Genomic DNA, 23,679 nt, shown 5'->3' with positions numbered 1-23,679 from the left:
CCCGTGCCGGGCCTGGTTGGCCGCGTGCCCGCGGCGGCGGCGGCGCTCGCGCTGCCGCTCCTCGACGATGCGCGCCGCGCCTGCCTGATCGAGGCGCTGCGCATCCTGCACCGCCACGCCGGCTTCGTGCTGGTGCACGCGAGCGGCGAGCAGGCTGCAGAGCCTTCGCCCTTCGTGCTCGCCGCGCCGCGCCGCCTGGTGGTGGCCGAGGCGAGCGCGAGCGGCGCCACCGACGCCTACCAGACCATCAAGGGCCTGGCCGCCGCCGGGGCCGGTTCGGTGCATGTCGCGGTGTGCCGCGCGCACGGACGCAGCGACGCCGTCGCCTTCTTCCGCAGCCTCGAGGCGCTCGTGCGCCGCCACGTCGGCGTGCCGCTCGCCTGGGTGGGCGAGCTCGAGCGCGACGACATCGCCGGCGGCCTGCAGCAGCCGCTGCAGACTTCGGCCCGCGAGGCGGGCGCGGCCTTCCTGCGGCGCGTGACTTCGCCAGCGCGTGCCGGCGTCATGCGTGCCTGATGCGCCGCCGGCGTGACATATCCCGCTGGTAAAGCCGGCGATGCTACGGGAAAATGCGCAATTCCTATCCACGCGGGCAGGGTCCGACGGCCCTGTCCGCTGCCAGAACCCACAGGCCCGATGCATGTACGACGCACACGGTAAGCTCGACAAGGGTGGTCTCGTCGAAAACTACGCCCCGCTGGTCAAGCGCATCGCCTACCAGCTGATGTCGCGCCTGCCGGCCAGCGTGGATGTGGACGACCTGATCCAGAACGGCATGATGGGCCTGCTCGACGCCCTCGGCCGCTACGAGCAGGGCCTGGGCGCGCAGTTCGAGACCTACGCCGTGCAGCGCATCCGCGGCGCCATGCTCGACGGCCTGCGCGAGAACGACTGGCTGCCGCGCAGCCTGCGCCGCGACATGCGCCGCATCGAGGCCGCCATCCACAGCCTGGAGCAGCAGAACGGCCGCCCGCCCTCCGAGACCGAGCTCGCCGCCGCGCTCGACCTGCCGCTCGAGGACTACCAGCGCATGCTGCAGGACGCGCGCGGGCACCAGCTCGTCTATCTCGAGGACTTCAACCGCGAGGAAGACGACGACTACCTCGACCGCCATCTCGCCCAGGAGGGCAACGACCCGCTCACCCTGCTCGAGGACACCGACCTGCGCCGCCGCCTGGTCGGGGCGATCGAGCACCTGCCCGAGCGCGAGCAGCTGGTGATGGCCCTGTACTACGACGAGGAGCTCAACCTGCGCGAGATCGGCGCCGTGCTCGGCGTCACCGAGTCGCGCGTGTGCCAGCTGCACAGCCAGGCGGTGGCCCGCCTGCGCGCCTGCGTCTTCGAGGGCGGCGCGGCGATGCCCGTGGCGCGCCGGCGCGGACGCCCACCCAAGAACGCGGCCGCGGGCCGCTGATCGGGGCCGCTCGCGCCGCCCCCGGATGCCATGGACAAGATCAGCCTAGTCGGCCTCAGCCTCGGAATCGCCGCCATTCTCGTCGGCCAGGTGCTCGAGGGCGGCCACCTGTCCTCGCTGTTCCAGCCCACCGCCTTCATGATCGTGATCGGCGGCACGCTCGGCGCGGTGATGCTGCAGAGCCCGCTGCGCATCTTCCTGCAGGGCATGCGCATGGCGCGCTGGGTCTTCGTGCCGCCGGCACCCGCCTTCGACACCCTCATCGAGCAGGTCGCGAGCTGGGGCCAGGCCGCGCGCAAGGAAGGCCTGCTGAGCCTGGAGAACCAGATCGAGGCGCTGCCCGACCCCTTCATGCGCAAGGGCCTGCAGCTGCTGGTCGACGGCATCGAGCCCAACCGCCTGCGCGAGGTGCTCGAGGTCGAGATCGGCGTGTGGGAGAACCAGATGAAGATGTCGGCGCGCATCTGGGAAGCCGCCGGCGGCTATGCGCCGACGATCGGCATCCTGGGCGCGGTGATGGGCCTGATCCACGTGATGGAGAACCTCTCCGACCCCTCGCGGCTGGGCGCCGGCATTGCGGTCGCCTTCGTCGCCACCATCTACGGCGTCGGCTTCGCCAACCTGGTGTTCCTGCCGATCGCCAAGAAGCTTGGCGCGCACATCGTCACCCTGACCACCCAGCGCGAGATGTTCGTCGATGGCCTGGTGGGGATCGCCAATGGCGACAACCCGCGCATCATCGCCAGCCGCATGCAGGGCTACGTGGCCTGAGCGCCGGAGACCGACCATGCGGCGCAGGCGCAAGCTCGACGAGGAACACGATAACCACGAACGCTGGCTGGTGTCCTACGCCGACTTCATCACGCTGCTGTTCGCCTTCTTCGTGGTGATGTACTCGCTGTCCTCGGTCAACGAGGGCAAGTACCGGGTGCTCTCCGACTCGCTCGTGCAGGCCTTCCGCAACGTCAATGTCAACGACAGCGGCGAGCAGATCGTGCTGCCCAAGGTCAGCATCGTGCCCTCGCAGCCGATCACCCGTCCGGCGCCGCCAGCGGTGGATCCGGCGGTGGAGCAGCGCCGCCAGCAGGCCGCGCAGCGCATGCGCAGCATGGCCGACGAGATCCGCCGCGTGCTCTCGCCGCTCACGGGGTCGGGCCAGGTCAATGTCACCGAGGGCGCCTTCGGGGTCAGCGTCGAGATCAACGCCAGCCTGCTCTTCGCGCCGGGCGAGGCCGCGCTCGGCACCAACGCGGTGTCGGCGCTGCAGGCGGTGGCGCAGGTGCTGGCGCCGGCCGAGTTCCCGATCACGGTCGAGGGCCACACCGACAACGTGCCGATCAGCACCTTCCGCTTCCCGTCCAACTGGGAGCTCTCTGCCGTGCGCGCCTCCACCGTAGCGCGGCTCTTCATCGACAACGGCGTAGCACCCCCGCGCCTGACCGCCGCCGGCTACGCCGACCAGCGCCCGGTCGCGGACAACGCGGACGAGGAAGGGCGCGGGCGCAACCGCCGCGTCACCATCCTGATCGAGTCGCGCATGGCCGACCCGGAAGGCGGCGCCGGTCCGACGACGATCCCGCCCGACGACCCCATCCGCTCCATCCTGCCGGAAGATCTGCAGGGCTAACCCGCCGTTTTTCTTGTAGGAGCGGCGGCCGCCGCGTATGGGCGGTCGATCGAAGGACGCGCGTGCAGGCTTCCATCGCCCGCCCATTCGCGCCTGCCGGCGCTCCTACAGAAACCGTCGCGGTTCCGTCCCGTGTAGGAGCGGCGGCCGCCGCGAATGGGCGGTGGGGTGGCGACGGGCGATCTCGCGGTTCGACACGCCGCATTCGCGCCTGCCGGCGCTCCTACAGGAACCACCGCGGGTCCGGCCTCTTGTAGGAGCGGCGGCAGCCGCGAATGAGGTGCAGGCTTCAGCGCATCCTCTCCGGCTTCACCTTCGGCGTCAGCGGCACGCCCTTGCGCGCGCGGCGGTGGCGCAGGGGTTCGCGCTGCGAAGGCTTGAGCTCGATCGTCACGGCCTTGCCGCCGCGGCCGATACCTTCCACGGCGAGCACCGCGTCGTCGGCCGGCACCGCCACCGCGGCGAGCGCCTCGCCCTCGTCGAGCGCCATCACGATCACGCCGCGGCCGCCGCTCTGGGTCTTCATCTCGGGACGGGGGAAGACGAGGAGGCGGCCGTTCTCGGATGCCGCAGCGATCCAGTCGCCGAAGACCTTGGCCGGCGCCAGCACCTTCTCGCCCTTCTCCAGGCTCATGAAGGCCTTGCCGGCGCGCTGGCGGCTGGTGGCGTCCGCGACGCTGCACAGGAAGCCGTAGCCGCCGCTGTTGGCGAAGAAATACACCGAGTCCGGCGTGTCGGTCACGACCTGCGCGAGCTTGCCGCCGTCCTGGAACTCGACCAGGGTGGTGATCGGCGCACCGTCGCCGCGCCCGCCCGGCAGGTCGGAGACCTTCACGGTGTAAGCGCGGCCGTTGCTGTCGACGACGATCAGCGGCCACGTCGTGCGCGTCTCGATCACCGCGAAGCCGAAGTCACCGGCCTTGTAGGTGATGCCGGCGGGGTCGATGCCATGGCCCTGGCGCGAGCGCACCCAGCCGTTCTTCGACACGATGACGGTGACGGGCTCGTCGGGCACCGAGATCTCCGCCGGCGCGACCGCGGCGACGGCTTCGACCAGCGTGCGGCGGTCGTCGCCGTACTTCTTCGCGTCGTCCTGGATTTCCTTGAGGATCAGCTTGGTCATCGCCGTGCGGCTGTCGAGGAGATGCTGCAGGCCGGCGCGCTCGTCCTTCAGTTCGGCGAGCTCCTTCTCGATCTTGAAGCCTTCCAGGCGGGCGAGCTGGCGCAGGCGGATCTCGAGGATGTCCTCGGCCTGGATGTCGGAGAGCCCGAAAGCCGCGATCAGCGCCGGCTTGGGCTCGTCCGATTCGCGGATCACGCGGATCACTTCCTCGATGTGCAGGAAGGCGATCATGCGGCCTTCGAGGATGTGGATGCGGCGGTCGACCTCGTCCAGGCGATGCTTCGTGCGGCGCTCGACGGTAACAAAACGGAAGTCGATCCACTCGCGCAGGATCTGCACCAGGTTCTTCTGCTGCGGGCGGCCATCGCGCCCGATCATGGTCATGTTGACCGAGGCCGAGGTCTCCAGGCTGGTGTGGGCGAGCAGCACCGCCATGAACTCGTCGCGATTCTGGCGGCTGGACTTGGGCTCGAGCACGATGCGCACCGGCGCCTTGTCGCTGGACTCGTCGCGCACCGTGTCGAGGACGCCGAGCACGAGCTGCTTGAGGTTCTTCTGCTCCTGCGAGACCTCCTTCTTGCCCGCGCGCGGCTGCGGGTTGGTCAGGGTCTCGATCTCGGACAGCACCTGCGCGGCGGAGACGCCGTGCGGCAGCTCCTCGACGATCGCGCGCCACTGGCCGCGGGCGAGCTCCTCGATCTTCCAGCGCGCGCGCAGGCGCAGGCTGCCGCGGCCCGAGGCGTAGGCGTCGCGGATGGTCTCGGGGGTGGAGATGAGCTGGCCGCCGCCGGGGAAGTCCGGCCCGGGGATGATGCCGAGCACGTCCTCGAGCGTGGCCTCGGGGTGGCGGATCAGGTGGCAGGTGGCTTCGGCCACCTCGCGCAGGTTGTGCGGCGGGATCTCGGTCGCCATGCCCACCGCGATGCCCGAGGCGCCGTTCAACAGCACGAAGGGCAGGCGCGCGGGCAGCAGCTGCGGCTCCTCGAAGGCGCCGTCGTAGTTGGGGATGAAGTCCACCGTGCCGCGGTCGATCTCGGACAGGAGCAGCTCGGCGATCGGGGTGAGGCGGCACTCGGTGTAGCGCATCGCCGCCGCCGAGTCGCCGTCGCGCGAGCCGAAGTTGCCCTGGCCGTCGACCAGGGGATAGCGCAGCGAGAAGTCCTGCGCCACCCGCACCATCGCGTCATACACCGAGGTGTCGCCGTGCGGGTGGTACTTGCCGATCACGTCGCCGACCACGCGCGCCGACTTCACGTGCTTGGAGGTGGACGACAGCCGCATCTCGTTCATCGCGAACAGGATGCGGCGCTGCACGGGCTTCAGGCCGTCCTCGACCTGCGGCAGCGCGCGCGACTTCACCACGCTCATCGCGTAGGCGAGGTAGGCGCGCTCGGCATAGCGGTCCAGCGCGAGGGTGCCGTCGTCCTCGGGCTCGGGCTCGGGCTCGGGGGAGGCGGGCGGGGCGGGGGGCGGGGGCAGGTCGGCACCGGTGGCCGTCGCCAGCGCGTTGCCCTCATCTGCCTGTGCCGGCGCGGAATGGCTCGGCGCCGCAGTTGCGGGCACCTCGGACGCTTCGAAGAGATCGGGAGTGTCAGTGCTCATGTCGTGGAAAGGTAAGGTGCCAAGGGCTCATGAAGGAGCGGTTCGGCCCAGTTCTCGAGCGCCAGGCCGCCGATGCGGGCGAACTCGCGCGTGTTGTTGGTAACCAGCGTGCAGCCGAGCGCGAGCGCGTGGGCAGCGATTTGCGTGTCGAGCGCACCGATCGGCAGGCCGCTGCGTTCGAGTTCGGCGCGCAGTGTGGCGTAGCGCCACACCGCCGTGTCGTCGAAGGCTGCGATCTCCAGCGGCAGCAGGAAGGTTTCGAGTGCTGCGCGATTGCGTGCCGAGTTGCTCTTCGACACGCCGTAGGCAAGTTCGCAGGCAGTGATGACAGAGATGCCGATGTCGCCCACCGGGTGTGCCTCGAAGCGGCGGCGCACATGGGCGGGACGATGGTTGATGAGGTAGATGCAGATGTTGGTATCCAGCATGTACTTCATGGCGCGATCGCCTCGCGTTCCTGCTGGGCAGGCTGATCGCGCACGAGCTGGAACCCGGGCTCGAACTGATCGAGCGCATCGAACAAGGTCCGCCAGCCATGCCGCGGCAGCAACACGACTGCGTCGCCCACGCGCTTGATCATGACCTCGTCGCCGTCGAAGCGGAATTCCTTGGGCAGGCGTACCGCCTGGCTACGGCCGTTGGTGAAGAGCTTTGCGGTATCCATGGCGAGCCTCCGACTAAACGCTATCGATGGTATATATTGCCTAGAAGTATATACCTTCGGTAGATATTGTGCGCGCCTCGATGACCGCGATCCCGGCGACGGAAGCGACCATCCAGATGCGCCCTTGCTCAAATATCCGCCTCCACGCTGTCGCCGTTCTCCTCCATCCACGCCCGCCGCCCCGAGGCCTCGCCCTTGCCCATCAGCAGGGTGAACATCTTCAGCGTTGCATCGATGGCGCCCGGGCGCACCTTGACCGGCAGCACGCGGCGGGTGGCGGGGTCCATGGTGGTCTCGCGCAGCTGGTCGGGGTTCATCTCACCCAGGCCCTTGAAGCGGCCGATCTCGATGGCCTCGGGCTTGAAGCCTTCCTTGGCGAGGCGGTCGCGGATCGCCGCGAGCTCGCCCTCGTCGAGCGCGTAGAGGCGGCGCGGCGGGCGCTTCTTGCCTTGGGCGGGCACATCGACGCGGTACAGCGGCGGCTGCGCCACATACACGTGGCCGCGCTCGATGAGCTTGGGGAAGTGGCGGAAGAACAGCGTCAGCAGCAGCGTCTGGATGTGCGCGCCGTCCACGTCGGCGTCGGACATGATGACGACCTTGCCGTAGCGCAGGCCGGAGAGGTCGACCGTGCTGTCCGCGGTGTGGGCATCCACGCCGAGCGCGACTGCAATGTCGTGGATCTCGGCGTTGGCGAGGAGACGGTCGGGGTCGATCTCCCAGGCGTTCTGCACCTTGCCGCGCAAGGGCAGGATGGCCTGGGTCTCCTTGTTGCGCGCCATCTTGGCCGAGCCGCCGGCGGAGTCGCCCTCGACCAGGAAGAGCTCGTTGTCGGCGAGGTCCTCGGACTCGCAGTCCGACAGTTTGCCCGGCAGGACGGCCACGCCCGAGGTCTTTTTCTTCTCGACCTTCTGCGCGCTCTTCTGGCGTGCGAGCGCCTGCTTGATCGACAGCTCGGCGATCGCGCGGCCCGCCTCGACGTGGTTGTTGAGCCAGATCTCGAAGGGGTCGCGCAGCTGGCTGGACACCAGCTTGACCGCCTCGCGCGAGTTGAGCTTCTCCTTCACCTGGCCCTGGAACTGCGGGTCGAGCAGGCGTGCCGACAGCACGAAGCTCATGCGCCCGCACACGTCCTCCTGCTGCAGCTTGACGCCGCGCGGCAGCAGGGTGTGGTGGTCGATGAAGGACTTCATCGCCTCGAACACGCCGGCGCGCAGGCCGGACTCGTGGGTACCGCCGTTCACCGTGGGGATGAGGTTGACGTAGGACTCGCTCGGCACGGCCGACTCGAACCAGGCCAGCGCCCAGGCCGCGCCCTCGCCGGGGGCGAAGGTGGGGTCGTCCTTGCCGGCGTACTTGTCGGCAGTGAAGATCGGCGCCACCGCCTCGACGTCGCCGGCGAGTTCCTTCAGGTAGCCGGCCAGGCCCTCGGGGTAGGACCAGGTCTTGGTCAACGCCGGGCCGCTGGCCTGCTCGATGTCGAGCCGCACCGCCACGCCCGACAGCAGCACCGCCTTCGAGCGCAGCAGGCGCTCGAGCTCGTTCATCGGCACGCGCGGCGACTCGAAGTACTTGCCGTCCGGCCACACCCGCACCCGGGTGCCGGTCTGGCGGCCACAGTCGCCCTCGACGCGCACCGGGCTGATCGTCTCGCCGCCGTCGGCGAAGTCGATGCGGTGGATCTTGCCGTCGCGCTTCACTTCCACTTCGATGCGGGTCGACAGCGCGTTGGTCACCGACACGCCGACGCCGTGCAGGCCGCCCGAGAACGCATAGGCCGAGTTGCCCTCGCGCTTGTCGAACTTGCCGCCGGCGTGGAGGCGGGTGAAGGCCAGCACCACCACCGGCACGCCTTCGTCGGGGTGCAGGCCGACCGGGATGCCGCGGCCGTCGTCGGCAATGGTGACCGAGCCGTCGAGGTGCAGGGTGACGTGGATCTTCTTTGCAAAGCCGCCGAGCGCCTCGTCGGCGGCGTTGTCGATCACCTCCTGGATGATGTGCGCCGGGCTGTCGGTGCGGGTGTACATGCCGGGGCGCTCGCGCACCGGCTCCAGCCCCTTGAGGACGCGGAAGGAGGATTCGTCGTACTGCTTTGGAGTGGCTTGCGTGCCGGCCATGCTGACTGCCCGTTCGAACTTGCGAAGGGCGCAAGGATAGCAGAGCGAAGGGCTGTATGTATGTTCAGGCGCTGCCGAGCATGCGCCCGCCGCCGATGGCGCGGGTGTTGCCTTCGGCATCGTAGAGCGGCGGCTGGTCGGCCGCCGAGAGCAGCAGGCTGAGCGCGGCCTGGTTGTGCGCCATGCGCTCGGTGATGAGCTTGCCGTTGAGGGCGTTGCGCTCGCGCGCGGCGCGGGCCAGCCCGAGGACCTCGTCCCAGCGCGCCAGCACGCGCGGCAGGCCGTCGAGCCAGGAGCGGATCACGGCGTCGGTGACCGGCTGGCCGAAGCGGACGAGCAGCAGGCTGCGGTCGTCGGAGAGCCGCTGCAGGCGGCGGTAGCGTTCGTTCTTGTCCTGGCAGAGCGCGACCAGCGCATCCACGTCGCCGGCGATGAGCAGCGCCTCCTCGCGCGCGAGCAGCTCGACGAACTCGCCGAGCTGGATCGCTTCCGCCTCGATCAGCAGCGCGAGGCGCTGGCGCTCGGCGGAGGAGGGTGGAGCGGCAGGACGGTTCATGCGCGTCGAGGCGGTCAGCGCTGGCCGGCGAGCATCTCGCGCACGCTGTCGATGAGACCGTCGGCGATGCGTCCGGCATCGATCTTGAATTCGCCCTTGGCGATCGCCTGCTTGATCTCCTCGACACGCTGGGTGTCGACGACCGGGGCCTGGGCGATGCTCGCCTCGGCCTTGGCCAGGCTGGACGACAGCGACGAGAGCTGTACCTTCTCGGTGCCGGCGGAGACGGTGGTGCCCGGGTTCGCGGGGCTGCGCGGACGGGCCTCCGCCGCGGTGGAGGGGGCAATCGCCTTGCCCGAGCTTTCGATTTTCATGGCGCAGTTCCCATACAGAGTGGCTCTGACGTTCTCTTCGGCGCGTTCGCGTGAAACTTGAGCGATTAAAGCATGAAACTTTTCACGCCTGGCGCTTCGGCACGCACGGGTCTCAGAACGCCAGCTCCACCGAGCCGCCCGCCTGCGCGGTCCCGGTGACGACCTGGCCATCGGCCAGGCGCACCCGCACCCGCTCGCCCGGGGCGGCGTTGTTCATCGCGCGCCCCTCGCTCGCCACCCGGAAGCCCGCGCCCACGCCGAGCACGCGCACGGTCTGGCCCTGGCGCACCGCGTGGGGCACGCGCAGCATGTCGCCGCGCAGGGGGCTGCCGGCGGCGACTGCGATGCGCGTGTGGTGACCCGTCGCCTGGGTAGGGTCGGTGAGGAGATTGTCGGACAGCGCGGTGAGGTCGCCGCGGCGCTGGCCGAGGTCGGCCGGGCCGAGCACCTGGCCGGCGCGCAGCGGGCGGGCGGCGACCAGGTAGTCGGCGACCACGGCGACGCGGGCCTGCAGGTAGGCGGTCCAGGTCACCGGCGAGTCGCAGCGCACGCCCACGCTGAACCGCCCCCAGGCGCGCGTGCCCGCGGGCAGGAAGGGCTCGAGCGCCGCGCAGGCGGGCAGCTGGCTGTTGGGGTCGAGCGGCGAGAGCTCGATCGACACCTCGCCGGGCAGGCCGGCGACCTCGCGTTGCAGGAACTCGCGCACGCGCACCTCGATCGCGCCTTCGCGCTGCTGGGCGTTCGCAGCGGGGATGGGGAGCAGCGCGAGGGCCGCGCACAGCGCCGCCGACAGGCCGCGCGAGACTCGTGCCGCCCGGCGGCGGAGGAGGGAAATCGTCATGGCCCGATTGCACCACGACCCCCGCAGGCCTGGCAACCGGCAGCGCCCGCCGGCAATCCTTGCCGCCGGCCGGCGGCGAAATTGGCCGGGCTTTGCCCCCCTTATCGGCGCCAGGGTCTTGCCCGCCCGCGCCTACCATCGCTGGCATGGAAACTGCGTCCGGAACGTCCGGGCGCACCGTCCCGGGAGCACAGCGATGAAGACCCTTTTCGACCGGCAGATCCAGTTCCACCAGACCGCACTGAACCTGCAGGCGCATCGCCAGCAGCTGATCGCCTCGAATATCGCCAACGCCGACACGCCACACTACAAGGCGCGCGACGTGGATTTCCGCGCCGCGCTGCAGGGCGCGCTCGCCACCGCTCGCGAGGGCGTGCAGATGGCGACCACGCAGGCGGGCCACATCGCCAGCGCACCCGCGCCCTCGCTCGAGAGCCTCGCCGGCTACCGCGGCGAGCTGCAGTCCGCGGTGGATGGCAACACCGTGAACATGGACGTCGAGCGCGCCGCCTTCGCCGAAAACGCCTTGCACTACGAGGCCAGCGTGACCTTCATCAACGGCATGCTGCGCTCGATGAACAGCGCGATCACCGGCCAGTAAGGAGATTCGCCATGAGCATGCTCAACGTCTTCCAGATCGCCGGCTCGGCGCTCAACGCGCAGTCGCTGCGCCTCAATGCCACTGCTTCCAACCTCGCCAACGCCGACAGCGTCACCTCGGAGGACGGCCAGCCCTACCGCGCCAAGCAGGTGGTGTTCGCCGCGCGTCCGGTCGCCGGCCCGGCGGCGGTCGGCGTGCAGGTGACCCAGGTGGTCGAGAGCGCCGCGCCCCTGCGCCTCGTGTACGAGCCCAACAACCCCGCCGCCAACCCCGACGGCTACGTCGAGATGCCCAACGTCAACGTGGTCGAGGAGATGGTGAACATGATCTCCGCCTCGCGTTCCTACCAGAACAACGCCGAGGTGATGAGTACGGCACGAACCTTGCTTCAGCGTACCTTGCAGATCGGCCAGTAAGCATCCCGCGGGCGCCGTGACGCGACAGACGCCGAAAGCAGGAGAGAGGAATGAGCAGCGTAACGAACAACCAGGACATCGCGGCGAGCGTGCTCGCCAAGATCAACACGCGCACCGATGCCAAGGAGGCGAGCGCCTCCGGCGACATGAACTCGCGCTTCCTCACCCTGCTCACCACCCAGCTCAAGAACCAGGATCCGCTCAACCCGATGGAGAACGCCGAGGTCACCTCGCAGCTCGCGCAGATGAGCACGGTCGACGGCATCGAGCGCCTCAACAAGATGTTCCAGAGCTTCGTCGATGGCCAGAGCGCCTACGACTCGATGCAGGCCGCGGCGCTGGTCGGGCGTGGCGTGCTGGTCGAAGGCAGGAAGCTGACCCTGACCGAGTCGGGCGCGGTGGGCGGCTTCGAGCTCGACGCCGCGGCCGACAGCGTGGTGCTGTCGATCAAGGACGCGGCCGGCCTCGAGGTCAAGCAGATCCAGCTCGCCGACGTCAAGGCGGGCAGCCAGAACTTCATCTGGGACGGCAGCGCCAAGGACGGCACGCGCGCCGCCGATGGCGCCTACACGGTCGAGCTGACCGCGCTCGCCGAGGGCGAGAAGGTCACCGGCCGCACGCTCGAGTTCGGCCCGGTCACCAGCGTGATCCGCGGTGCGGCGGGCACCGACTTCCAGGTCGGCTCGCTCGGCATCTTCAAATACGACGACATCAAGCAGATCCTCTGATCCGGAGCCCCGATCATGTCTTTCCAGCAAGGGTTGAGCGGCCTCAACGTTTCCTCCAAGGCCCTGGACATCATCTCGAACAACGTCGCCAACACCAACACGGTGGGCTTCAAGGCCGGCTCGGCGATCTTCGCCGACGTCTACGCGGCCTCGCTGACCGGCTCGGTCACGGGCAAGCAGGTGGGCGCCGGCAGCACGGTCGGGGCGGTGCGCCAGGGCTTCACCCAGGGCAACCTCACCACCACCAACAACCCGCTCGACCTGGCGGTGAACGGCGACGGCTTCTTCATCGTGGGCCGGACCGACGGCCCGCCGGTCTATACCCGCAACGGCCAGTTCGAGCTCGACCGCAACGGCTACATCATCACCCCCACCGGTGAGAAGCTGATGGGCTTCCAGAGCCTGGCCTCAGCCGGCCAGCTGCCCAGCCCGGTGGGCGGCCTCAAGGAGCTGCAGGTCCCGATCATCGGCTCGCTGCCGCAGACCACCGACAAGATCACGATCGGCGGCAACCTGGACGCGAACTCGCGCAGCCCCTACGAGATGTATCCGGCGGCCTTCGCCGGTGACGATGACAAGCGCTTCCCGCTCGACGGGGACAACTGGCGTGACGCCCGCACCTATAACTTCGCCACCTCGATCGAGGTCTTCGACAGCCTGGGCAAGTCGCACGAGATGACCTTCTACTTCGAGAAGCTCGAGGCGAAGGTCGACTCCGATCCGGTCACGCCGGGGAATCAGACGATCGAGTCCAACACCTGGCAAGTCCATACCAGCTTCGACGGCAGGAAGCCGCGCGCCAACACCGCGGGGCAAAACGACTACGTTTGGACGCTGCGATTCAACGATAAGGGCTTGCTGCTCGAGGATGAGATCCTGGGGCCGGATGCGGTGAATCCGTTCAAGGTGGACGACGAATGGACGCCGGACGCGTCGCCGATGACCTTCAGCATCGACTTCTCCAACATGCGCCAGATCGGTGGCCCCTACCTGGTGACCGAGCTGACGCAGAACGGCTTCACCGGCGGCGAACTCGCCGGGGTGTCGGTCGGCCGCGACGGTGTCATCATCGGCCGCTACACCAACGGCGAGACGGTCTCGCTCGCGCAGCTGGCGGTGCAGACCTTCCGCAATCCGAACGCGCTGAGTTCGATCGGCAACAACTACTGGGAAGCCACCCTGGACTCCGGCCTGACCGCCCCGATCAAGCCGGGCGAGGGCGTGGCGGGGGTGATCTCCTCCGGCATGGTCGAGGACGCCAACGTCGAGCTCACCCAGGAGCTGGTGCAGATGATCATCCAGCAGCGCAACTACCAGGCCAACGCGCAATCGATCAAGGCGCAGGACCAGATCCTGCAGACCCTGGTGAACCTGCGCTAAGCGTAAAGCACTGACACGAGAGGCCAGCGATGGACCGCCTGATCTACACCGCGATGACCGGCGCCAAGGGCACCATGGACCAGCAGGCGGCGGTCGCGCACAACCTCGCCAACGTCAATTCCACGGGCTTCCGCGCCGAGCTGCACAAGCTGCGCGCCGTCGAGGTGCAGACCGAGGCGCTGCACACGCGCGCCTTCACGGTCGACGCCAGCGTCGCCAACGACCTCACCGAGGGGCCGCTGCAGTTCACCGGCCGGCCCTTCGACGTTGCGCTCGCCGGCAAGGGCTGGCTGGCGGTGCAGATGGCCGACGGCAGCGAAGCCTACACCCGCAACGGCAGCCTCGCGGTGAGCGCCAACGGCGTCCTGCAGACGCGCGACGGCAGGCCGGTGCTCGGTGACGGCGGGCCGGTGAGCATCCCGCCCGACAACGAGATCACCATCGGTGCCGACGGCACGGTGTCGGCCTCGCAGCCCGACCAGCCGGGCGTGGTCAACGTGGTCGCGCAGCTCAAGCTGGTGAATCCGCCCGAGGCCGGGCTGGTGCGCGGCGACGACGGCCTCTTCCGCCTGCAGGGCGGGGCGGCCGCGCCGGCCGACCCCAATGTGCGCGTGGCGGGCGGCTATCTCGAGGGCAGCAACGTCAACGTGGTCGACCAGATGGTGCAGATGATCTCGCTCGCCCGCCAGTTCGAGATGCAGACCCGCATGCTGTCGACCGCAGAGCAGAACGACCGCGCCGCCGCACGCGTGCTGGGCGGCCAGGGCTGATCGGAACCCGCTTGGTGAGCGGTCGCGATGCGTCGGGCGGGCCGTGTCGTGCCCACAGCCGCTTCCTGCACGCTGCCTTCCGGATTAGCACGGTTTTTGCGTTGCTTATCTCGGCATGGCCGGTGACGCCCGCGGCCTAGACTGATCCCATCGAAAAAGCGGCAACGCGGCGGCAATTACGGGTCCATCTCCGGACCCCGCACGGCAAATCCTGCCGCCCCGGCAACGCAAGGCAAAGGAACCCATCGTGATCCGCTCCCTGTGGACCGCCCGTACCGGGCTGGATGCCCAGCAAACTTCGCTGGACGTGATTTCCAACAACCTGGCCAACGTCTCCACCAACGGCTTCAAGCGCCAGCGCGCGATCTTCGAGGACCTGCTCTACCAGACCCTCCGCCAGCCCGGCGCGCAGTCGACCCAGCAGACGCAGATCTCCAGCGGCCTGCAGATCGGCACTGGCGTCAAGCCGGTGGCTACCGAGCGCATCTTCACCCAGGGCACGCTGCAGCAGACCGGCGGCTCGCTCGACGTGGCGGTGCAGGGCAACGGCTTCTTCCAGGTCGCCATGCCCGACGGCACCACCGCCTACACCCGCGACGGCGCCTTCCAGCTCGACAGCCAGGGCAACGTCGTCACCGCCAGCGGCTACACGCTCGCCGACAACATCAACATCCCCGCCGACGCGGTCTCGGTGACGATCGGCAAGGACGGCACGGTGAGCGTGCTGCAGGCCGGCCAGGCCGCGCCGGTGGAGATCGGCGCCGTGCAGCTCGCCACCTTCGTCAACCCGGGCGGGCTGCAGGCCGCGGGCGAGAACCTGTTCTACGAGACCGCCTCGAGCGGTGTCGCCACGCCCACGCAGCCGGGCACCAACGGCTCGGGCGTGCTCAACCAGGGCTATGTCGAGGTCTCCAACGTCAACGTCGCCGAGGAGCTGGTGAGCATGATCGTGACCCAGCGTGCGTACGAGCTCAACTCGCGCGCGATCTCGACCTCCGACCAGATGCTCGGTCGCCTGACCCAGCTGTGAGGCGCCCGATGAAGTTCGCCATCCCCTCGCTAGCCGCCGCCGTGCTCGCCGTTCTCCAGGGCTGTGCGGCCATCCAGGCCACGCCGCCCTCCGCGGTGCACCAGCCCATGAGCGTGCGCCCCGAGGCCATGGCGACCGCGCCGGCCGCCAATGGCGCGATCTACCAGACGGTGCAGGCGCGGCCCTTGTTCGAGGACCGGCGTGCCCGCCGCATCGGCGACACGATCACGATCAACCTGGTCGAGCGCAACACCGCGCAGAAGAGCGCCAACGCCAACGCCACCCGCAACGGCAACATGAGCGCCGCCATCGGGCCGATCAACCGCCTGCCCTTGAAGGGCCTGAACGGCCTCGAGCTCGATGCCGAGGCCGAGTCCGACTTCAACGGCAAGGGCGCGGCGGCGGCCAACAACGCCTTCAACGGCACGATCACCGTCACCGTGATCGACGTGTACCCGAACGGCAACCTGCTGGTGTCGGGCGAGAAGATGGTGGCGATCAACCAGGGCAACGAGTTCATCCGCTTCTCGGGCGTGATCAATCCCAACAACGTGACCACCGCCAACACCGTGCAATCGACCCAGGTGGCGGATGCGCGCATCGAGTACCGCGGCAGCGGCTTCATCGACGAGTCCAACACCATGGGCTGGCTGCAGCGCTTCTTCGTGGCGATCATGCCGTTCTGAGGGCCGCGCCATGTCTTGCCTCGCCTCCCTGCTCCTGCGCGCCGCGGTCGCCTTCCTCGCCGTGCTGATCTTCTACCCGGCGCAGGCGACGGCCGCCGCCGAGCGCATCAAGGACCTCGCCTCGGTGGCTGGCGTGCGCGACAACCAGCTCGTCGGCTACGGCCTGGTGGTGGGCCTGGACGGTTCCGGCGACCAGACCACGCAGACCCCCTTCACCGTGCAGAGCATCGTCAACATGCTCGGCAACCTCGGCGTGACGCTCCCGCCCGGCACCAACCTGCAGCTCAAGAACGTGGCCGCGGTGATGGTCACGGCCAAGCTGCCGGCCTTCGCCCGTCCCGGGCAGCCGATCGACGTCACCGTGTCCTCGATCGGCAACGCCAAGAGCCTGCGCGGCGGCACCCTGGTGATGACGCCGCTCAAGGGCGCCGACGGCCAGGTCTATGCGATCGCCCAGGGCAACATGGTGGTGGGCGGCGCCGGCGCGCAAGGTGGTGGCGCCTCGCAGGTCATCAACCACCTGTCGGCCGGCCGCATCCCCGGCGGTGCCACCGTCGAGCGTGCGGTGCCGACCGCGCTCGGCCAGGGCGACGCGGTGCTGTTCGAGCTCAACGACTCCGACTTCGGCACCGCGCGCCGGGTGGTCGATGCGATCAACCTGGTCTATCCGGGCGCGGCGAGCGCGCTCGACGGGCGCAGCATCCAGGTGCGCGCGCCGACCGACTCCAGCGCGCGCGTCGCCTTCCTCGGCCACATCGAGAACCTCGAGGTCACGCCGGTGCAGCAGGCCGCCAAGGTGATCGTCAACTCGCGCACCGGCTCGGTGGTCATGAACCAGCGCGTGATGCTGCAGGACTGCGCGGTCGCCCACGGCAACCTCACGGTCACGGTCAGTAACGAAGCCCAGGTCAGCCAGCCGCCGCCGCTCTCGGGCGGGCAGACGGTGGTCACCCAGCGCGGCCAGGTCGACATCGTCCAGGAGGGCGGCGCGCTCTTCAACGTGCGCGGCGGCGCCAACCTCGCCGACGTGGTCAAGGCGCTCAACACCCTGGGCGCCAAGCCGATGGACCTGGTCAGCATCCTGCAGGCCATGAAGGCGGCCGGCGCGCTGCGCGCCGAGCTCGAGGTCATCTGAGGAAGCGGCCATGAACAAGGGCTTCCAGCTCAACGCGCTCGACCCCAACTCGCTCGGTGACCTCAAGCGCCTGGCGCGCAGCGAGGGCGGCTCGGACGCCGCCCTGCGTGCGGCCGCGAAGCAGTTCGAGGGCTTGTTCCTGCAGATGGTCATGAAGTCGATGCGCGCGACCACCGGGCAGAACGGCATGATGGACAGCGAGCAGACGCGCAGCTGGCAGGGCATGCTCGATCAGCAGATGGCGCTCGAGATGTCGCAGTCGGGCGGCACCGGGCTGTCCGAGATGCTCTACCGCCAGCTCGGCGGCAAGGCCGCGGCCTCGCCCGAGGCGGCAGGCGAGGCCGGCAAGAACGGCTTCGACCTTGCCGACGTGCGTCGCCGCCCGGCAATTCCTGCCGTGCTCGCGCATGCCGCGGAAAGCCTTGCCGCCGCAGGAAAGGCCGCCCTGCCGGCCGAGGCGCGCGTGCCGGCGCTGGGCGCCGCCGCGACGGCAGGCGAGTTCTCCGCGCTGTCGGTCTACGAGCGCGCCGCGCTGCAGACCCGGCTCGACGCCGCGGTGCGCAGCGCGCGCGATGCCGGCGGCGCGGTGTCGAGGTCCGCGCAGGACTTCGTCACCGAGGTGTGGCCGCACGCACAGGAAGCCAGCCGTCGCACCGGCATCCCGGCCGAGTTCATGGTCGCCCAGGCGGCGCTCGAGACCGGCTGGGGACAGAAGCAGCTGCGCCACGAGGACGGCAGCCCGAGCCACAACCTCTTCAACATCAAGGCCGGCTCGAGCTGGAAGGGCGACACCGTGTCCCGCGATGTCATCGAGTACGCCAATGGGCAGGCCTACACCGAGTCCTCGCGCTTCCGTTCCTACGGCTCGTACGCCGAGTCCTTCCGCGACTACGCCCAGCTGATGACGCGCAGCCCGCGCTACGCCGGCGTGCTCGGCCAGACCGACGCGGCGGCGTTCGCGCGCGGCCTGCAGGACGCAGGCTACGCCACCGACCCGATGTACGCCGACAAGCTCGCCCGCATCATCGGCGGCAACACCTTGCGCAACGCGCTGGCAATGGCGGGCTGAGGCCCGGCGGTCGAGGTGCGTATCGAGCGCTGGCAAGGATCTTGCATCTAGAGCCTCGAACCAGCGCCTCAGGGAAACATCATGTCGTCCTTGCTCAATATCGGACTGACCGGGCTCAGCGCCTCGCAGGCCTACCTCAACACCACCAGCCACAATATCGCCAACGCGGCGACGCCGGGCTTTCATCGCCAGAATGTCACCCAGGAAGCGCGCGACCCGCAGTATCGCGGCGGCGCCTTCTTCGGCACCGGCACGGGCGTCACCGGCGTGGAGCGCAGCTACAGCCAGCTGCTCGAGGGGCAGGTCCTGAGCGCGGACAGCCGGCGTGCCGAGTACGCCGCCTACAGCCAGTTCGTAAGCCAGCTCGACAACGTGCTCGCCGACGCCGACACCGGCCTCACCCCCGCGTTCAACGAGTTCTTCGGCGCGCTGCAGAACGTCACCTCCAACCCCACCAACGTCGCGGCCCGCCAGGCGCTGATCTCCAGCGGAGAGACCCTGTCCGCGCGCTTTCGCACGCTGGACGGGCGCATCTCGGAGATCTCGGAGGGCATCGAGACCGAGATGCGCAGCACCCTCGAGAGCATCAACGGCTACGCCGCCGCGATCGCCGAGCTCAACCAGCGCATCGTCAGCTCGCGTGCCGGTGGCGCCGGCTCGGCTGCCAACGACCTGCTCGACCAGCGCGATCAGGCGATCGCCGAGCTCAACCGCCTGGTCAAGGTGAGCACGGTGGCGCAGCGCGACGGAACCCTGTCGGTCTTCATCGGCTCCGGGCAGAGCCTGGTCATGGGCAACCGCGCCAAGCAGCTCGAGCTGGGCGAGCAGCTCGACGAGAACGGGCGCTCGATGATCATGGTGCGCGGCAACTCGGGGGTGGTGGAGCCGCTGGCCGAGAGCCTGGTCGGTGGCGGCGCGCTCGGTGGCCTGCTGGCCGCGCGCCGCGAGGGCACGGCCTCGGCGCAGCGCAGCCTCGGCCTGCTGGCGACCACGCTGGCGACCGAATTCAACAACCAGCACGCGCTCGGCCTCGATCTGGACGGCCGGCTGGGCGGCGAGTTCTTCAAGATCGGTGGCGTGCGGGTCGACCCGCCCGACAGCGGCGTGAGCGTGCGGATCGACCCGCAGCAGGTCTCCGCGCTCACCGGCAGCGACTACTCGTTGCGCTACGACGGGGCGGCCTACCAGCTCATCGATATCGCCACCGGGAGCGCGGTGCCCGCCGCGCAGATGCAGGTCACGACCTCGGGAGGCACGAGCACGATCAAGGCGCACGGGCTGATCTTCACCGCCGCGGCGGGTGCGCCGACCGAGTCCGCCTTCGTGTATCCGACCCGCTACACCGCGGGGGCGATCGAGGTGGCGATCCGTGACCCGCGTGCGGTCGCGGCGGCGGCGCCGGTGCTGGCCAGCCTGGCCACGGGCGAGGGCAGCTCGCTGCAGGTCCGGCAATCCGGCCTCGCCGATCGCGGCAGTGCGGCGTCCGGAAGCGAGCTCGGCCTGCCGGCACTGCGCTACACCTACGACGCGGCCGACAAGCGCTTCGAGCTCGACACGACGGCGCCCGGGGCGGCCAGCTGGCCTGCGACCCTGGACTACGATCCCGCGACCAGTGCCGCGGGTAAGTCCTTCACGCTGGAGGGGCCGGGAGGCCTCCAAGTCGAGCTCAAGATTTCCGGAACCCCTGCCGCTAACGACGTCATCACGCTCGCCGACAACAAGGGCGGCGTCGCCGACAACCGCAACGCCGCGCTGCTCGGTGCGCTGCAGACCGACAAGCTGATGTTCGGCAGCGGCGGCCAGCCCACCGCCACGCTCAACAACGCCTACGCGCAGCTGGTGGCCAAGGTCGGCAGCAAGACGCGCGAGGTGCAGGCGGGAGAGCGGACCCAGACCTCGCTGCTTCAGCAGGCCAGGGCTTCACGCGACGCGGTGTCGGGGGTGAACCTGGACGAGGAGGCGGCCAACCTGGTGCGCTTCCAGCAGAGCTACCAGGCCGCGGCCAAGGTGATGGGCGTGGCCCAGCGCCTGTTCGACGAGATGCTGGCGATCGCCCGCTGAGGAGGGAGCACACCATGCGCGTATCGACCAACATGATCTACGACCAGGGCGTCATCGCCCTGCAGAAGCAGTCCGCCGCGCTGCTGTACACCGGCCAGCAGATCGCCACCGGCCGCAAGATCCTCACCCCCTCGGATGATCCGGTGGGCTCCGCGCGCGCGCTCGACGTCAGCCAGTCGAAGAGCGTCAACCAGCAGTTCATCACCAACCAGGGCTACGCCGAGGATGCGCTCAAGCTGGTCGAGGGCCAGCTCGACGGCGCCGGCGAGATCATCCAGTACGCGCGCGACCGGGTGCTCGCTGCCGGCAATCCGGCGCTCTCGCCCGCCGACCGGCAGTCGATCGCCACCGACCTGCGCAGCCAGTTCGACGCCATGCTGGCGATCGCCAACACGCGCGACGCCAACGGCGATTACCTCTTCGCGGGCTACCGCTCGAACACACCGCCTTTCGAGAAGACGGACCTCGCCGGTACGCCCGGCACCGAATACAAGGGCGACCAGGGCTCGCGCACCATGCAGGTCTCGTCCTCGCGCTTCATGCCGGTCAGCTTCGGTGGCGAGGTGGCGTTCGGGTCCGAGGGCGACGGGGTGTTCAAGGTGCTGGGTGATTTCATCACTGCGCTCGAGACCGGGAGCGACGTGCCGGGTGCCGTGAGCACGGCCCTTGGCGGCCTCGACGAGAGCCTCGATCGCGTGCTCACCACGCGCGCGCAGATCGGCTCGCAGCTGGTCGAGGTCGAGCAGCTCGGCTTCATCGGCAGCGACCTCGACCTGCAGTACCAGACCACGCTGTCCGACCTGCAGGACCTCGACTACAACGAGGCGATCTCGCGCCTGACCCAGCAGCGCACCTTCCTCGAAGCCGCCCAGCAGTCCTTCCTCAAGACGACCGGGCTGTCGCTGTTCAACTACCTCAGCTGACCGCCATGCGCCACGCGCTCCTCGTCCTTGTCGCCTGCTCCGTCCTCGGCTGCGCCAGCGAGCGCGAGGGCCCCGGCCTGCTCGCCCGCGCCGCCGAGGTCCCGGGGCCGATCGCCGGCGCGGTGGGCGCGGTGTGGATGGCGAGCGAGCTGTCCTTCCTCGAGCCGGAATACCTCGCCGGCATGTTGGTGGCCTACGGCATCTACGACCCGCTCGCGCCGACCTGGTCGATCGAGGTCAGCCGCAGCGGCGAGGACCGCGTGCGCATGGACCTGCACATGAAGCGACTCGCCAGCGGCGGCGACGGTGAGGCGCGCCGGGTGTTCCTGCGCAACGCGCGCGAGCTCGTGCAGGCGGGCGGCTTCGCCGGCTTCGACGAGCTGAGCTGGGAGGAGGGAATCGAGTCCACCCGTCCGTTTGCCCGCCGCTTCGCCAGCGGCGAGATCCGCCTGGTGCGCTCGCGGACCTTCCCGGAGTTCTGAGCGCGCCCCGGTCAGGGTGCGGGGCGCGGGGCGAGCGCGTCGAGCAGCAGGCCGATGGTGTCGAAGCTGCGCTCGAACAGGCTCTGCAGCACCGGCGCGAAGTTGCTCATGATCAGCAGCACGCCGATGAAGCCCGCGGTGAGCGTGATCGGAAAGCCCACCGCGAAGAGGTTGAGCTGCGGCGCCGCACGCGTCAGCACGCCGAGCGCGATGTTGGCCACCAGCAGCACCGCGATCACCGGCAGCGACAGCAGCAGCCCGGCCGCGAACACGGTGATGCCGCTGCGCGCGAGGAAGGCCCAGCCGCCCGCGTCCACGGCGTCGGTCGCCACCGGCAGCCACTCGAAGCTGCGCACCAGCAGGTCGATCATCAGCAGGTGGCCGTTGATGGCGAGGAAGATCAGGGTCGCGAGCAGGTTGAGGAAGTCGGACAGCACCGCGGTCTGCCCGCCCGCGTCGGGGTCGAAGAAGATCGCGAACGACAGGCCCATCTGCATGCCGATCAGCGCGCCCGCCATGTCCACCGCGGCGAACACGAGGCGCATCACGAAGCCGATGGCGACGCCGATCAGGATCTGCTGCGCGAAGATCGCCAGGCCGAGCCCGCCGCCGGGCGGCACCTGCGGCATCGGCGGCAGCACCGGCAGCACCGCCATCGCCACGCTCAGCCCGATCGCCAGGCGGATGCGCACCGACACGCCGCGGTTGGAGAACACCGGCGCCGAGGCGAACAGCCCGAGCAGGCGCCCGAGCGGGAACATCAGCGCGGCCAGCCAGGCGTCGAGCTGCGCGGCGGTGACGGAGAGCATGGCGCGGGAGGCTGTGCAGGCTCAGCCGATCATCGCCGGGATCGACTCGAACAGCCGGCGGATGAAGTCGGTGAGCAGGGTGATCATCCACGGCCCGGCCAGCACCAGGGTCACGAAGATCGCCACCAGCTTGGGCACGAAGGAGAGCGTCATCTCGTTGATCTGGGTGGCGGCCTGGAAGATGCTGATGATCAGGCCGGTGACCAGCGCGGCGAGGAAGAGCGGCGCCGACACCAACAGGGTGACCTCGACGGCCTGGCGGCCGAGCTCGATGACGGTGGTAGGGGTCATGGCGTTTTTCCTCGGGCGGGCGCGGTCACACCGCGAAGCTCTGCACCAGCGAGCCGATCAGCAGCGTCCAGCCATCGACCAGCACGAACAGCATGATCTTGAAGGGCAGCGACACGATCACCGGCGACATCATCATCATGCCCATGGACATCAGCACCGAGGCCACGACCATGTCGATAATGATGAAGGGGATGAAGACGATGAAGCCGATCTGGAAGGCGGTCTTGAGCTCGGAGGTGACGAAGGCGGGGATCACCACCCGCATCGGCAGGTCCTCCGCCTTCTCCACCGGCGGCAGCTTGGCCAGCCCGGCGAAGAGCGCGAGGTCGGGCTCGCGCACCTGCGCGAGCATGAAGCCCTTGACCGGCACCGAGGCGCGCTCGAGCGCCTCGTCGAACTGGATGCGGCCCTCCGACATCGGCAGGTAGGCCTCGGTGTAGACGCGCTCGGCGACCGGGGCCATCACGAAGAAGGTGAGGAAGAGCGCGAGGCCGAGCAGCACCTGGTTGGGCGGCGCCGTCTGCGTGCCCATGGCCTGGCGCAGCAGCGAGAACACGATGACGATGCGCGTGAAGCAGGTCGTCATCAGCACCAATGCCGGGATGAAGCTCAGGAGCGTCATCAGCATCAGCGTCTGGATGGTGAGGCTGTAGGTCGTGCCCCCTCCGGCCGCCGGGCTGGTGGTGAGCGCGGGCAGGGCCTGGGCCGTCGCCAGCAGGGGCAGGCCGGCGAGCGCGCAGGCGAGCGCGAGGCGCAGCAAGGCCCCGGGGGGGATCAGGGCGCGGCGCTCAGGCTTCATCGCGCCGCTCCCTGCGCTGCGCGGCCTGGTGCAGCCAGGTGGCGAAGCTCTTGCCGGCGGGCGGGGGCTGGCCGGGCAGGTCGGCCGGGAGCGCCAGCTCGGCGCGCTTCATCTCGTGCAGGCGGGTCACGCTGCCCGGCGCCACGCCCAGCACCAGCACGTCCTCGCCGATCTCGACCAGCACCACGCGCTCGCGCGGGCCGACCGCGGCCGCGCCGAGCACCTTGACCGCCGCGCCGCC

27 protein-coding genes are annotated in these 23,679 nt (G+C 69.4%); 16 read left to right on the top strand and 11 right to left on the bottom strand.

The features are described 5' to 3' along the window. The 4 genes from C667_RS08720 to motD all read left to right on the top strand — a co-directional run. Positions 1-516, top strand: a 516-nt coding sequence (locus C667_RS08720) for a MinD/ParA family ATP-binding protein (protein ID WP_004361049.1), incomplete at its 5' end; no start/stop codon positions are given. A gap of 124 nt (positions 517-640) precedes the next feature. Next, positions 641-1,414, top strand: a complete 774-nt coding sequence (locus tag C667_RS08715) for an RNA polymerase sigma factor FliA (RefSeq protein ID WP_004361047.1) — start codon at positions 641-643, stop codon at positions 1,412-1,414. A gap of 30 nt (positions 1,415-1,444) precedes the next feature. After that, positions 1,445-2,185 (top strand): flagellar motor protein, encoded by a 741-nt coding sequence (locus tag C667_RS08710; protein ID WP_004361044.1) that lies wholly within the window; start codon positions 1,445-1,447, stop codon positions 2,183-2,185. 16 nt (positions 2,186-2,201) lie between these two features. Next, positions 2,202-3,041 (top strand): flagellar motor protein MotD, encoded by an 840-nt coding sequence (motD, locus tag C667_RS08705; RefSeq protein ID WP_004361042.1) that lies wholly within the window; start codon positions 2,202-2,204, stop codon positions 3,039-3,041. A 289-nt stretch (positions 3,042-3,330) separates the two neighbouring features. Here motD and parC read toward each other — a convergent pair whose 3' ends face one another. From parC to flgA, 7 genes are all read right to left on the bottom strand, one after another. Beyond that, positions 3,331-5,766 carry a DNA topoisomerase IV subunit A gene (gene parC / locus C667_RS08700; RefSeq protein ID WP_004361040.1) on the bottom strand — a complete coding sequence of 812 codons (2,436 nt, stop codon included), beginning with the start codon at positions 5,764-5,766 and terminating at the stop codon, positions 3,331-3,333. Further along, a complete protein-coding gene (gene vapC, locus C667_RS08695) occupies positions 5,763-6,203 on the bottom strand; it encodes a type II toxin-antitoxin system tRNA(fMet)-specific endonuclease VapC (protein ID WP_004361038.1) in 441 nt (146 codons plus the stop codon). The genes parC and vapC overlap by 4 nt, the downstream gene beginning before the upstream one ends. Next, positions 6,200-6,430, bottom strand: coding sequence for an AbrB/MazE/SpoVT family DNA-binding domain-containing protein (locus C667_RS08690; protein WP_004361036.1), 231 nt, complete (start codon positions 6,428-6,430; stop codon positions 6,200-6,202). The genes vapC and C667_RS08690 overlap by 4 nt, the downstream gene beginning before the upstream one ends. A gap of 128 nt (positions 6,431-6,558) precedes the next feature. After that, positions 6,559-8,547 carry a DNA topoisomerase IV subunit B gene (locus C667_RS08685; protein WP_004361034.1) on the bottom strand — a complete coding sequence of 663 codons (1,989 nt, stop codon included), beginning with the start codon at positions 8,545-8,547 and terminating at the stop codon, positions 6,559-6,561. 64 nt (positions 8,548-8,611) lie between these two features. Then, entirely contained in the window at positions 8,612-9,103 is a 492-nt protein-coding gene (locus C667_RS08680; protein ID WP_004361032.1) for a flagella synthesis protein FlgN, read from the bottom strand. Positions 9,104-9,117: 14 nt separating this feature from the next. Beyond that, positions 9,118-9,417: a flagellar biosynthesis anti-sigma factor FlgM gene (gene flgM / locus C667_RS08675; RefSeq protein ID WP_004361030.1), complete on the bottom strand. Its 300-nt coding sequence runs from the start codon at positions 9,415-9,417 to the stop codon at positions 9,118-9,120. 112 nt (positions 9,418-9,529) lie between these two features. Continuing rightward, the gene (gene flgA, locus C667_RS08670; protein WP_004361028.1) at positions 9,530-10,258 is read right to left on the bottom strand and encodes a flagellar basal body P-ring formation chaperone FlgA; all 729 of its coding nucleotides are present in this window, start codon (positions 10,256-10,258) and stop codon (positions 9,530-9,532) included. A 196-nt stretch (positions 10,259-10,454) separates the two neighbouring features. On the opposite strand from flgA, the gene flgB reads away from it, so the two are divergent. From flgB to C667_RS08610, 12 genes are all read left to right on the top strand, one after another. Beyond that, a complete protein-coding gene (gene flgB, locus C667_RS08665; RefSeq protein WP_004361027.1) occupies positions 10,455-10,859 on the top strand; it encodes a flagellar basal body rod protein FlgB in 405 nt (134 codons plus the stop codon). 11 nt (positions 10,860-10,870) lie between these two features. Continuing rightward, positions 10,871-11,275, top strand: coding sequence for a flagellar basal body rod protein FlgC (flgC, locus tag C667_RS08660; protein ID WP_004361025.1), 405 nt, complete (start codon positions 10,871-10,873; stop codon positions 11,273-11,275). A gap of 50 nt (positions 11,276-11,325) precedes the next feature. Continuing rightward, positions 11,326-12,003: a flagellar hook assembly protein FlgD gene (locus tag C667_RS08655; protein WP_004361023.1), complete on the top strand. Its 678-nt coding sequence runs from the start codon at positions 11,326-11,328 to the stop codon at positions 12,001-12,003. A gap of 15 nt (positions 12,004-12,018) precedes the next feature. Beyond that, positions 12,019-13,383 (top strand): flagellar hook protein FlgE, encoded by a 1,365-nt coding sequence (gene flgE, locus C667_RS08650; RefSeq protein WP_004361020.1) that lies wholly within the window; start codon positions 12,019-12,021, stop codon positions 13,381-13,383. A 29-nt stretch (positions 13,384-13,412) separates the two neighbouring features. Continuing rightward, complete coding sequence (gene flgF / locus C667_RS08645; RefSeq protein WP_004361018.1) at positions 13,413-14,153, top strand: flagellar basal-body rod protein FlgF; 741 nt, start codon at positions 13,413-13,415, stop codon at positions 14,151-14,153. A gap of 247 nt (positions 14,154-14,400) precedes the next feature. Beyond that, positions 14,401-15,183 carry a flagellar basal-body rod protein FlgG gene (gene flgG, locus C667_RS08640; protein ID WP_004361016.1) on the top strand — a complete coding sequence of 261 codons (783 nt, stop codon included), beginning with the start codon at positions 14,401-14,403 and terminating at the stop codon, positions 15,181-15,183. A gap of 8 nt (positions 15,184-15,191) precedes the next feature. Continuing rightward, a complete protein-coding gene (locus C667_RS08635; RefSeq protein ID WP_004361014.1) occupies positions 15,192-15,869 on the top strand; it encodes a flagellar basal body L-ring protein FlgH in 678 nt (225 codons plus the stop codon). A 10-nt stretch (positions 15,870-15,879) separates the two neighbouring features. Next, positions 15,880-17,004, top strand: a complete 1,125-nt coding sequence (locus tag C667_RS08630; protein WP_004361012.1) for a flagellar basal body P-ring protein FlgI — start codon at positions 15,880-15,882, stop codon at positions 17,002-17,004. A 10-nt stretch (positions 17,005-17,014) separates the two neighbouring features. Beyond that, entirely contained in the window at positions 17,015-18,073 is a 1,059-nt protein-coding gene (gene flgJ, locus C667_RS08625; RefSeq protein ID WP_004361009.1) for a flagellar assembly peptidoglycan hydrolase FlgJ, read from the top strand. Positions 18,074-18,154: 81 nt separating this feature from the next. Then, complete coding sequence (flgK, locus tag C667_RS08620) at positions 18,155-20,134, top strand: flagellar hook-associated protein FlgK (RefSeq protein WP_004361007.1); 1,980 nt, start codon at positions 18,155-18,157, stop codon at positions 20,132-20,134. A gap of 14 nt (positions 20,135-20,148) precedes the next feature. Continuing rightward, positions 20,149-21,057: a flagellar hook-associated protein FlgL gene (gene flgL / locus C667_RS08615; protein ID WP_004361005.1), complete on the top strand. Its 909-nt coding sequence runs from the start codon at positions 20,149-20,151 to the stop codon at positions 21,055-21,057. Positions 21,058-21,062: 5 nt separating this feature from the next. Then, on the top strand, positions 21,063-21,539 hold the full coding sequence (locus C667_RS08610) for a hypothetical protein (protein WP_004361003.1): 477 nt from the start codon (positions 21,063-21,065) through the stop codon (positions 21,537-21,539). 11 nt (positions 21,540-21,550) lie between these two features. Here the strand turns inward: C667_RS08610 and fliR are convergent, their stop codons facing one another. The 4 genes from fliR to C667_RS08590 all read right to left on the bottom strand — a co-directional run. Continuing rightward, a complete protein-coding gene (fliR, locus tag C667_RS08605) occupies positions 21,551-22,348 on the bottom strand; it encodes a flagellar biosynthetic protein FliR (protein ID WP_004361001.1) in 798 nt (265 codons plus the stop codon). 21 nt (positions 22,349-22,369) lie between these two features. Beyond that, a complete protein-coding gene (gene fliQ, locus C667_RS08600) occupies positions 22,370-22,639 on the bottom strand; it encodes a flagellar biosynthesis protein FliQ (RefSeq protein ID WP_004360999.1) in 270 nt (89 codons plus the stop codon). A gap of 25 nt (positions 22,640-22,664) precedes the next feature. Further along, positions 22,665-23,438: a flagellar type III secretion system pore protein FliP gene (gene fliP / locus C667_RS08595; protein ID WP_004360997.1), complete on the bottom strand. Its 774-nt coding sequence runs from the start codon at positions 23,436-23,438 to the stop codon at positions 22,665-22,667. Further along, the coding region (locus C667_RS08590; protein WP_004360995.1) for a flagellar biosynthetic protein FliO at positions 23,428-23,679 on the bottom strand (252 nt) is incomplete at its 5' end. The genes C667_RS08590 and fliP, both read right to left, overlap by 11 nt.

The organism is Thauera phenylacetica B4P, from assembly GCF_000310225.1.
In the GTDB taxonomy this organism is placed as follows: Bacteria; Pseudomonadota; Gammaproteobacteria; order Burkholderiales; family Rhodocyclaceae; genus Thauera; species Thauera phenylacetica.
This window is presented reverse-complemented; position numbering and strand designations above follow the sequence as displayed.

Bases quoted from the DNA above. Each gene is read 5' to 3' on its own strand.
- flgF (WP_004361018.1), top strand. From the start codon at position 13,413: ATGGACCGCCTGATCTACACCGCGATGACCGGCGCCAAGGGCACCATG.
- flgL (WP_004361005.1), top strand. From the start codon at position 20,149: ATGCGCGTATCGACCAACATGATCTACGACCAGGGCGTCATCGCCCTG.
- parC (WP_004361040.1), bottom strand. From the start codon at position 5,766: ATGAGCACTGACACTCCCGATCTCTTCGAAGCGTCCGAGGTGCCCGCA.
- flgE (WP_004361020.1), top strand. From the start codon at position 12,019: ATGTCTTTCCAGCAAGGGTTGAGCGGCCTCAACGTTTCCTCCAAGGCC.
- flgM (WP_004361030.1), bottom strand. From the start codon at position 9,417: ATGAAAATCGAAAGCTCGGGCAAGGCGATTGCCCCCTCCACCGCGGCG.
- fliQ (WP_004360999.1), bottom strand. From the start codon at position 22,639: ATGACCCCTACCACCGTCATCGAGCTCGGCCGCCAGGCCGTCGAGGTC.
- C667_RS08690 (WP_004361036.1), bottom strand. From the start codon at position 6,430: ATGGATACCGCAAAGCTCTTCACCAACGGCCGTAGCCAGGCGGTACGC.
- C667_RS08635 (WP_004361014.1), top strand. From the start codon at position 15,192: ATGAAGTTCGCCATCCCCTCGCTAGCCGCCGCCGTGCTCGCCGTTCTC.
- flgA (WP_004361028.1), bottom strand. From the start codon at position 10,258: ATGACGATTTCCCTCCTCCGCCGCCGGGCGGCACGAGTCTCGCGCGGC.
- flgB (WP_004361027.1), top strand. From the start codon at position 10,455: ATGAAGACCCTTTTCGACCGGCAGATCCAGTTCCACCAGACCGCACTG.
- C667_RS08630 (WP_004361012.1), top strand. From the start codon at position 15,880: ATGTCTTGCCTCGCCTCCCTGCTCCTGCGCGCCGCGGTCGCCTTCCTC.
- vapC (WP_004361038.1), bottom strand. From the start codon at position 6,203: ATGAAGTACATGCTGGATACCAACATCTGCATCTACCTCATCAACCAT.
- C667_RS08655 (WP_004361023.1), top strand. From the start codon at position 11,326: ATGAGCAGCGTAACGAACAACCAGGACATCGCGGCGAGCGTGCTCGCC.
- flgC (WP_004361025.1), top strand. From the start codon at position 10,871: ATGAGCATGCTCAACGTCTTCCAGATCGCCGGCTCGGCGCTCAACGCG.
- motD (WP_004361042.1), top strand. From the start codon at position 2,202: ATGCGGCGCAGGCGCAAGCTCGACGAGGAACACGATAACCACGAACGC.
- flgJ (WP_004361009.1), top strand. From the start codon at position 17,015: ATGAACAAGGGCTTCCAGCTCAACGCGCTCGACCCCAACTCGCTCGGT.
- C667_RS08610 (WP_004361003.1), top strand. From the start codon at position 21,063: ATGCGCCACGCGCTCCTCGTCCTTGTCGCCTGCTCCGTCCTCGGCTGC.
- fliP (WP_004360997.1), bottom strand. From the start codon at position 23,438: ATGAAGCCTGAGCGCCGCGCCCTGATCCCCCCCGGGGCCTTGCTGCGC.
- C667_RS08685 (WP_004361034.1), bottom strand. From the start codon at position 8,547: ATGGCCGGCACGCAAGCCACTCCAAAGCAGTACGACGAATCCTCCTTC.
- C667_RS08680 (WP_004361032.1), bottom strand. From the start codon at position 9,103: ATGAACCGTCCTGCCGCTCCACCCTCCTCCGCCGAGCGCCAGCGCCTC.
- fliR (WP_004361001.1), bottom strand. From the start codon at position 22,348: ATGCTCTCCGTCACCGCCGCGCAGCTCGACGCCTGGCTGGCCGCGCTG.
- C667_RS08710 (WP_004361044.1), top strand. From the start codon at position 1,445: ATGGACAAGATCAGCCTAGTCGGCCTCAGCCTCGGAATCGCCGCCATT.
- flgK (WP_004361007.1), top strand. From the start codon at position 18,155: ATGTCGTCCTTGCTCAATATCGGACTGACCGGGCTCAGCGCCTCGCAG.
- C667_RS08715 (WP_004361047.1), top strand. From the start codon at position 641: ATGTACGACGCACACGGTAAGCTCGACAAGGGTGGTCTCGTCGAAAAC.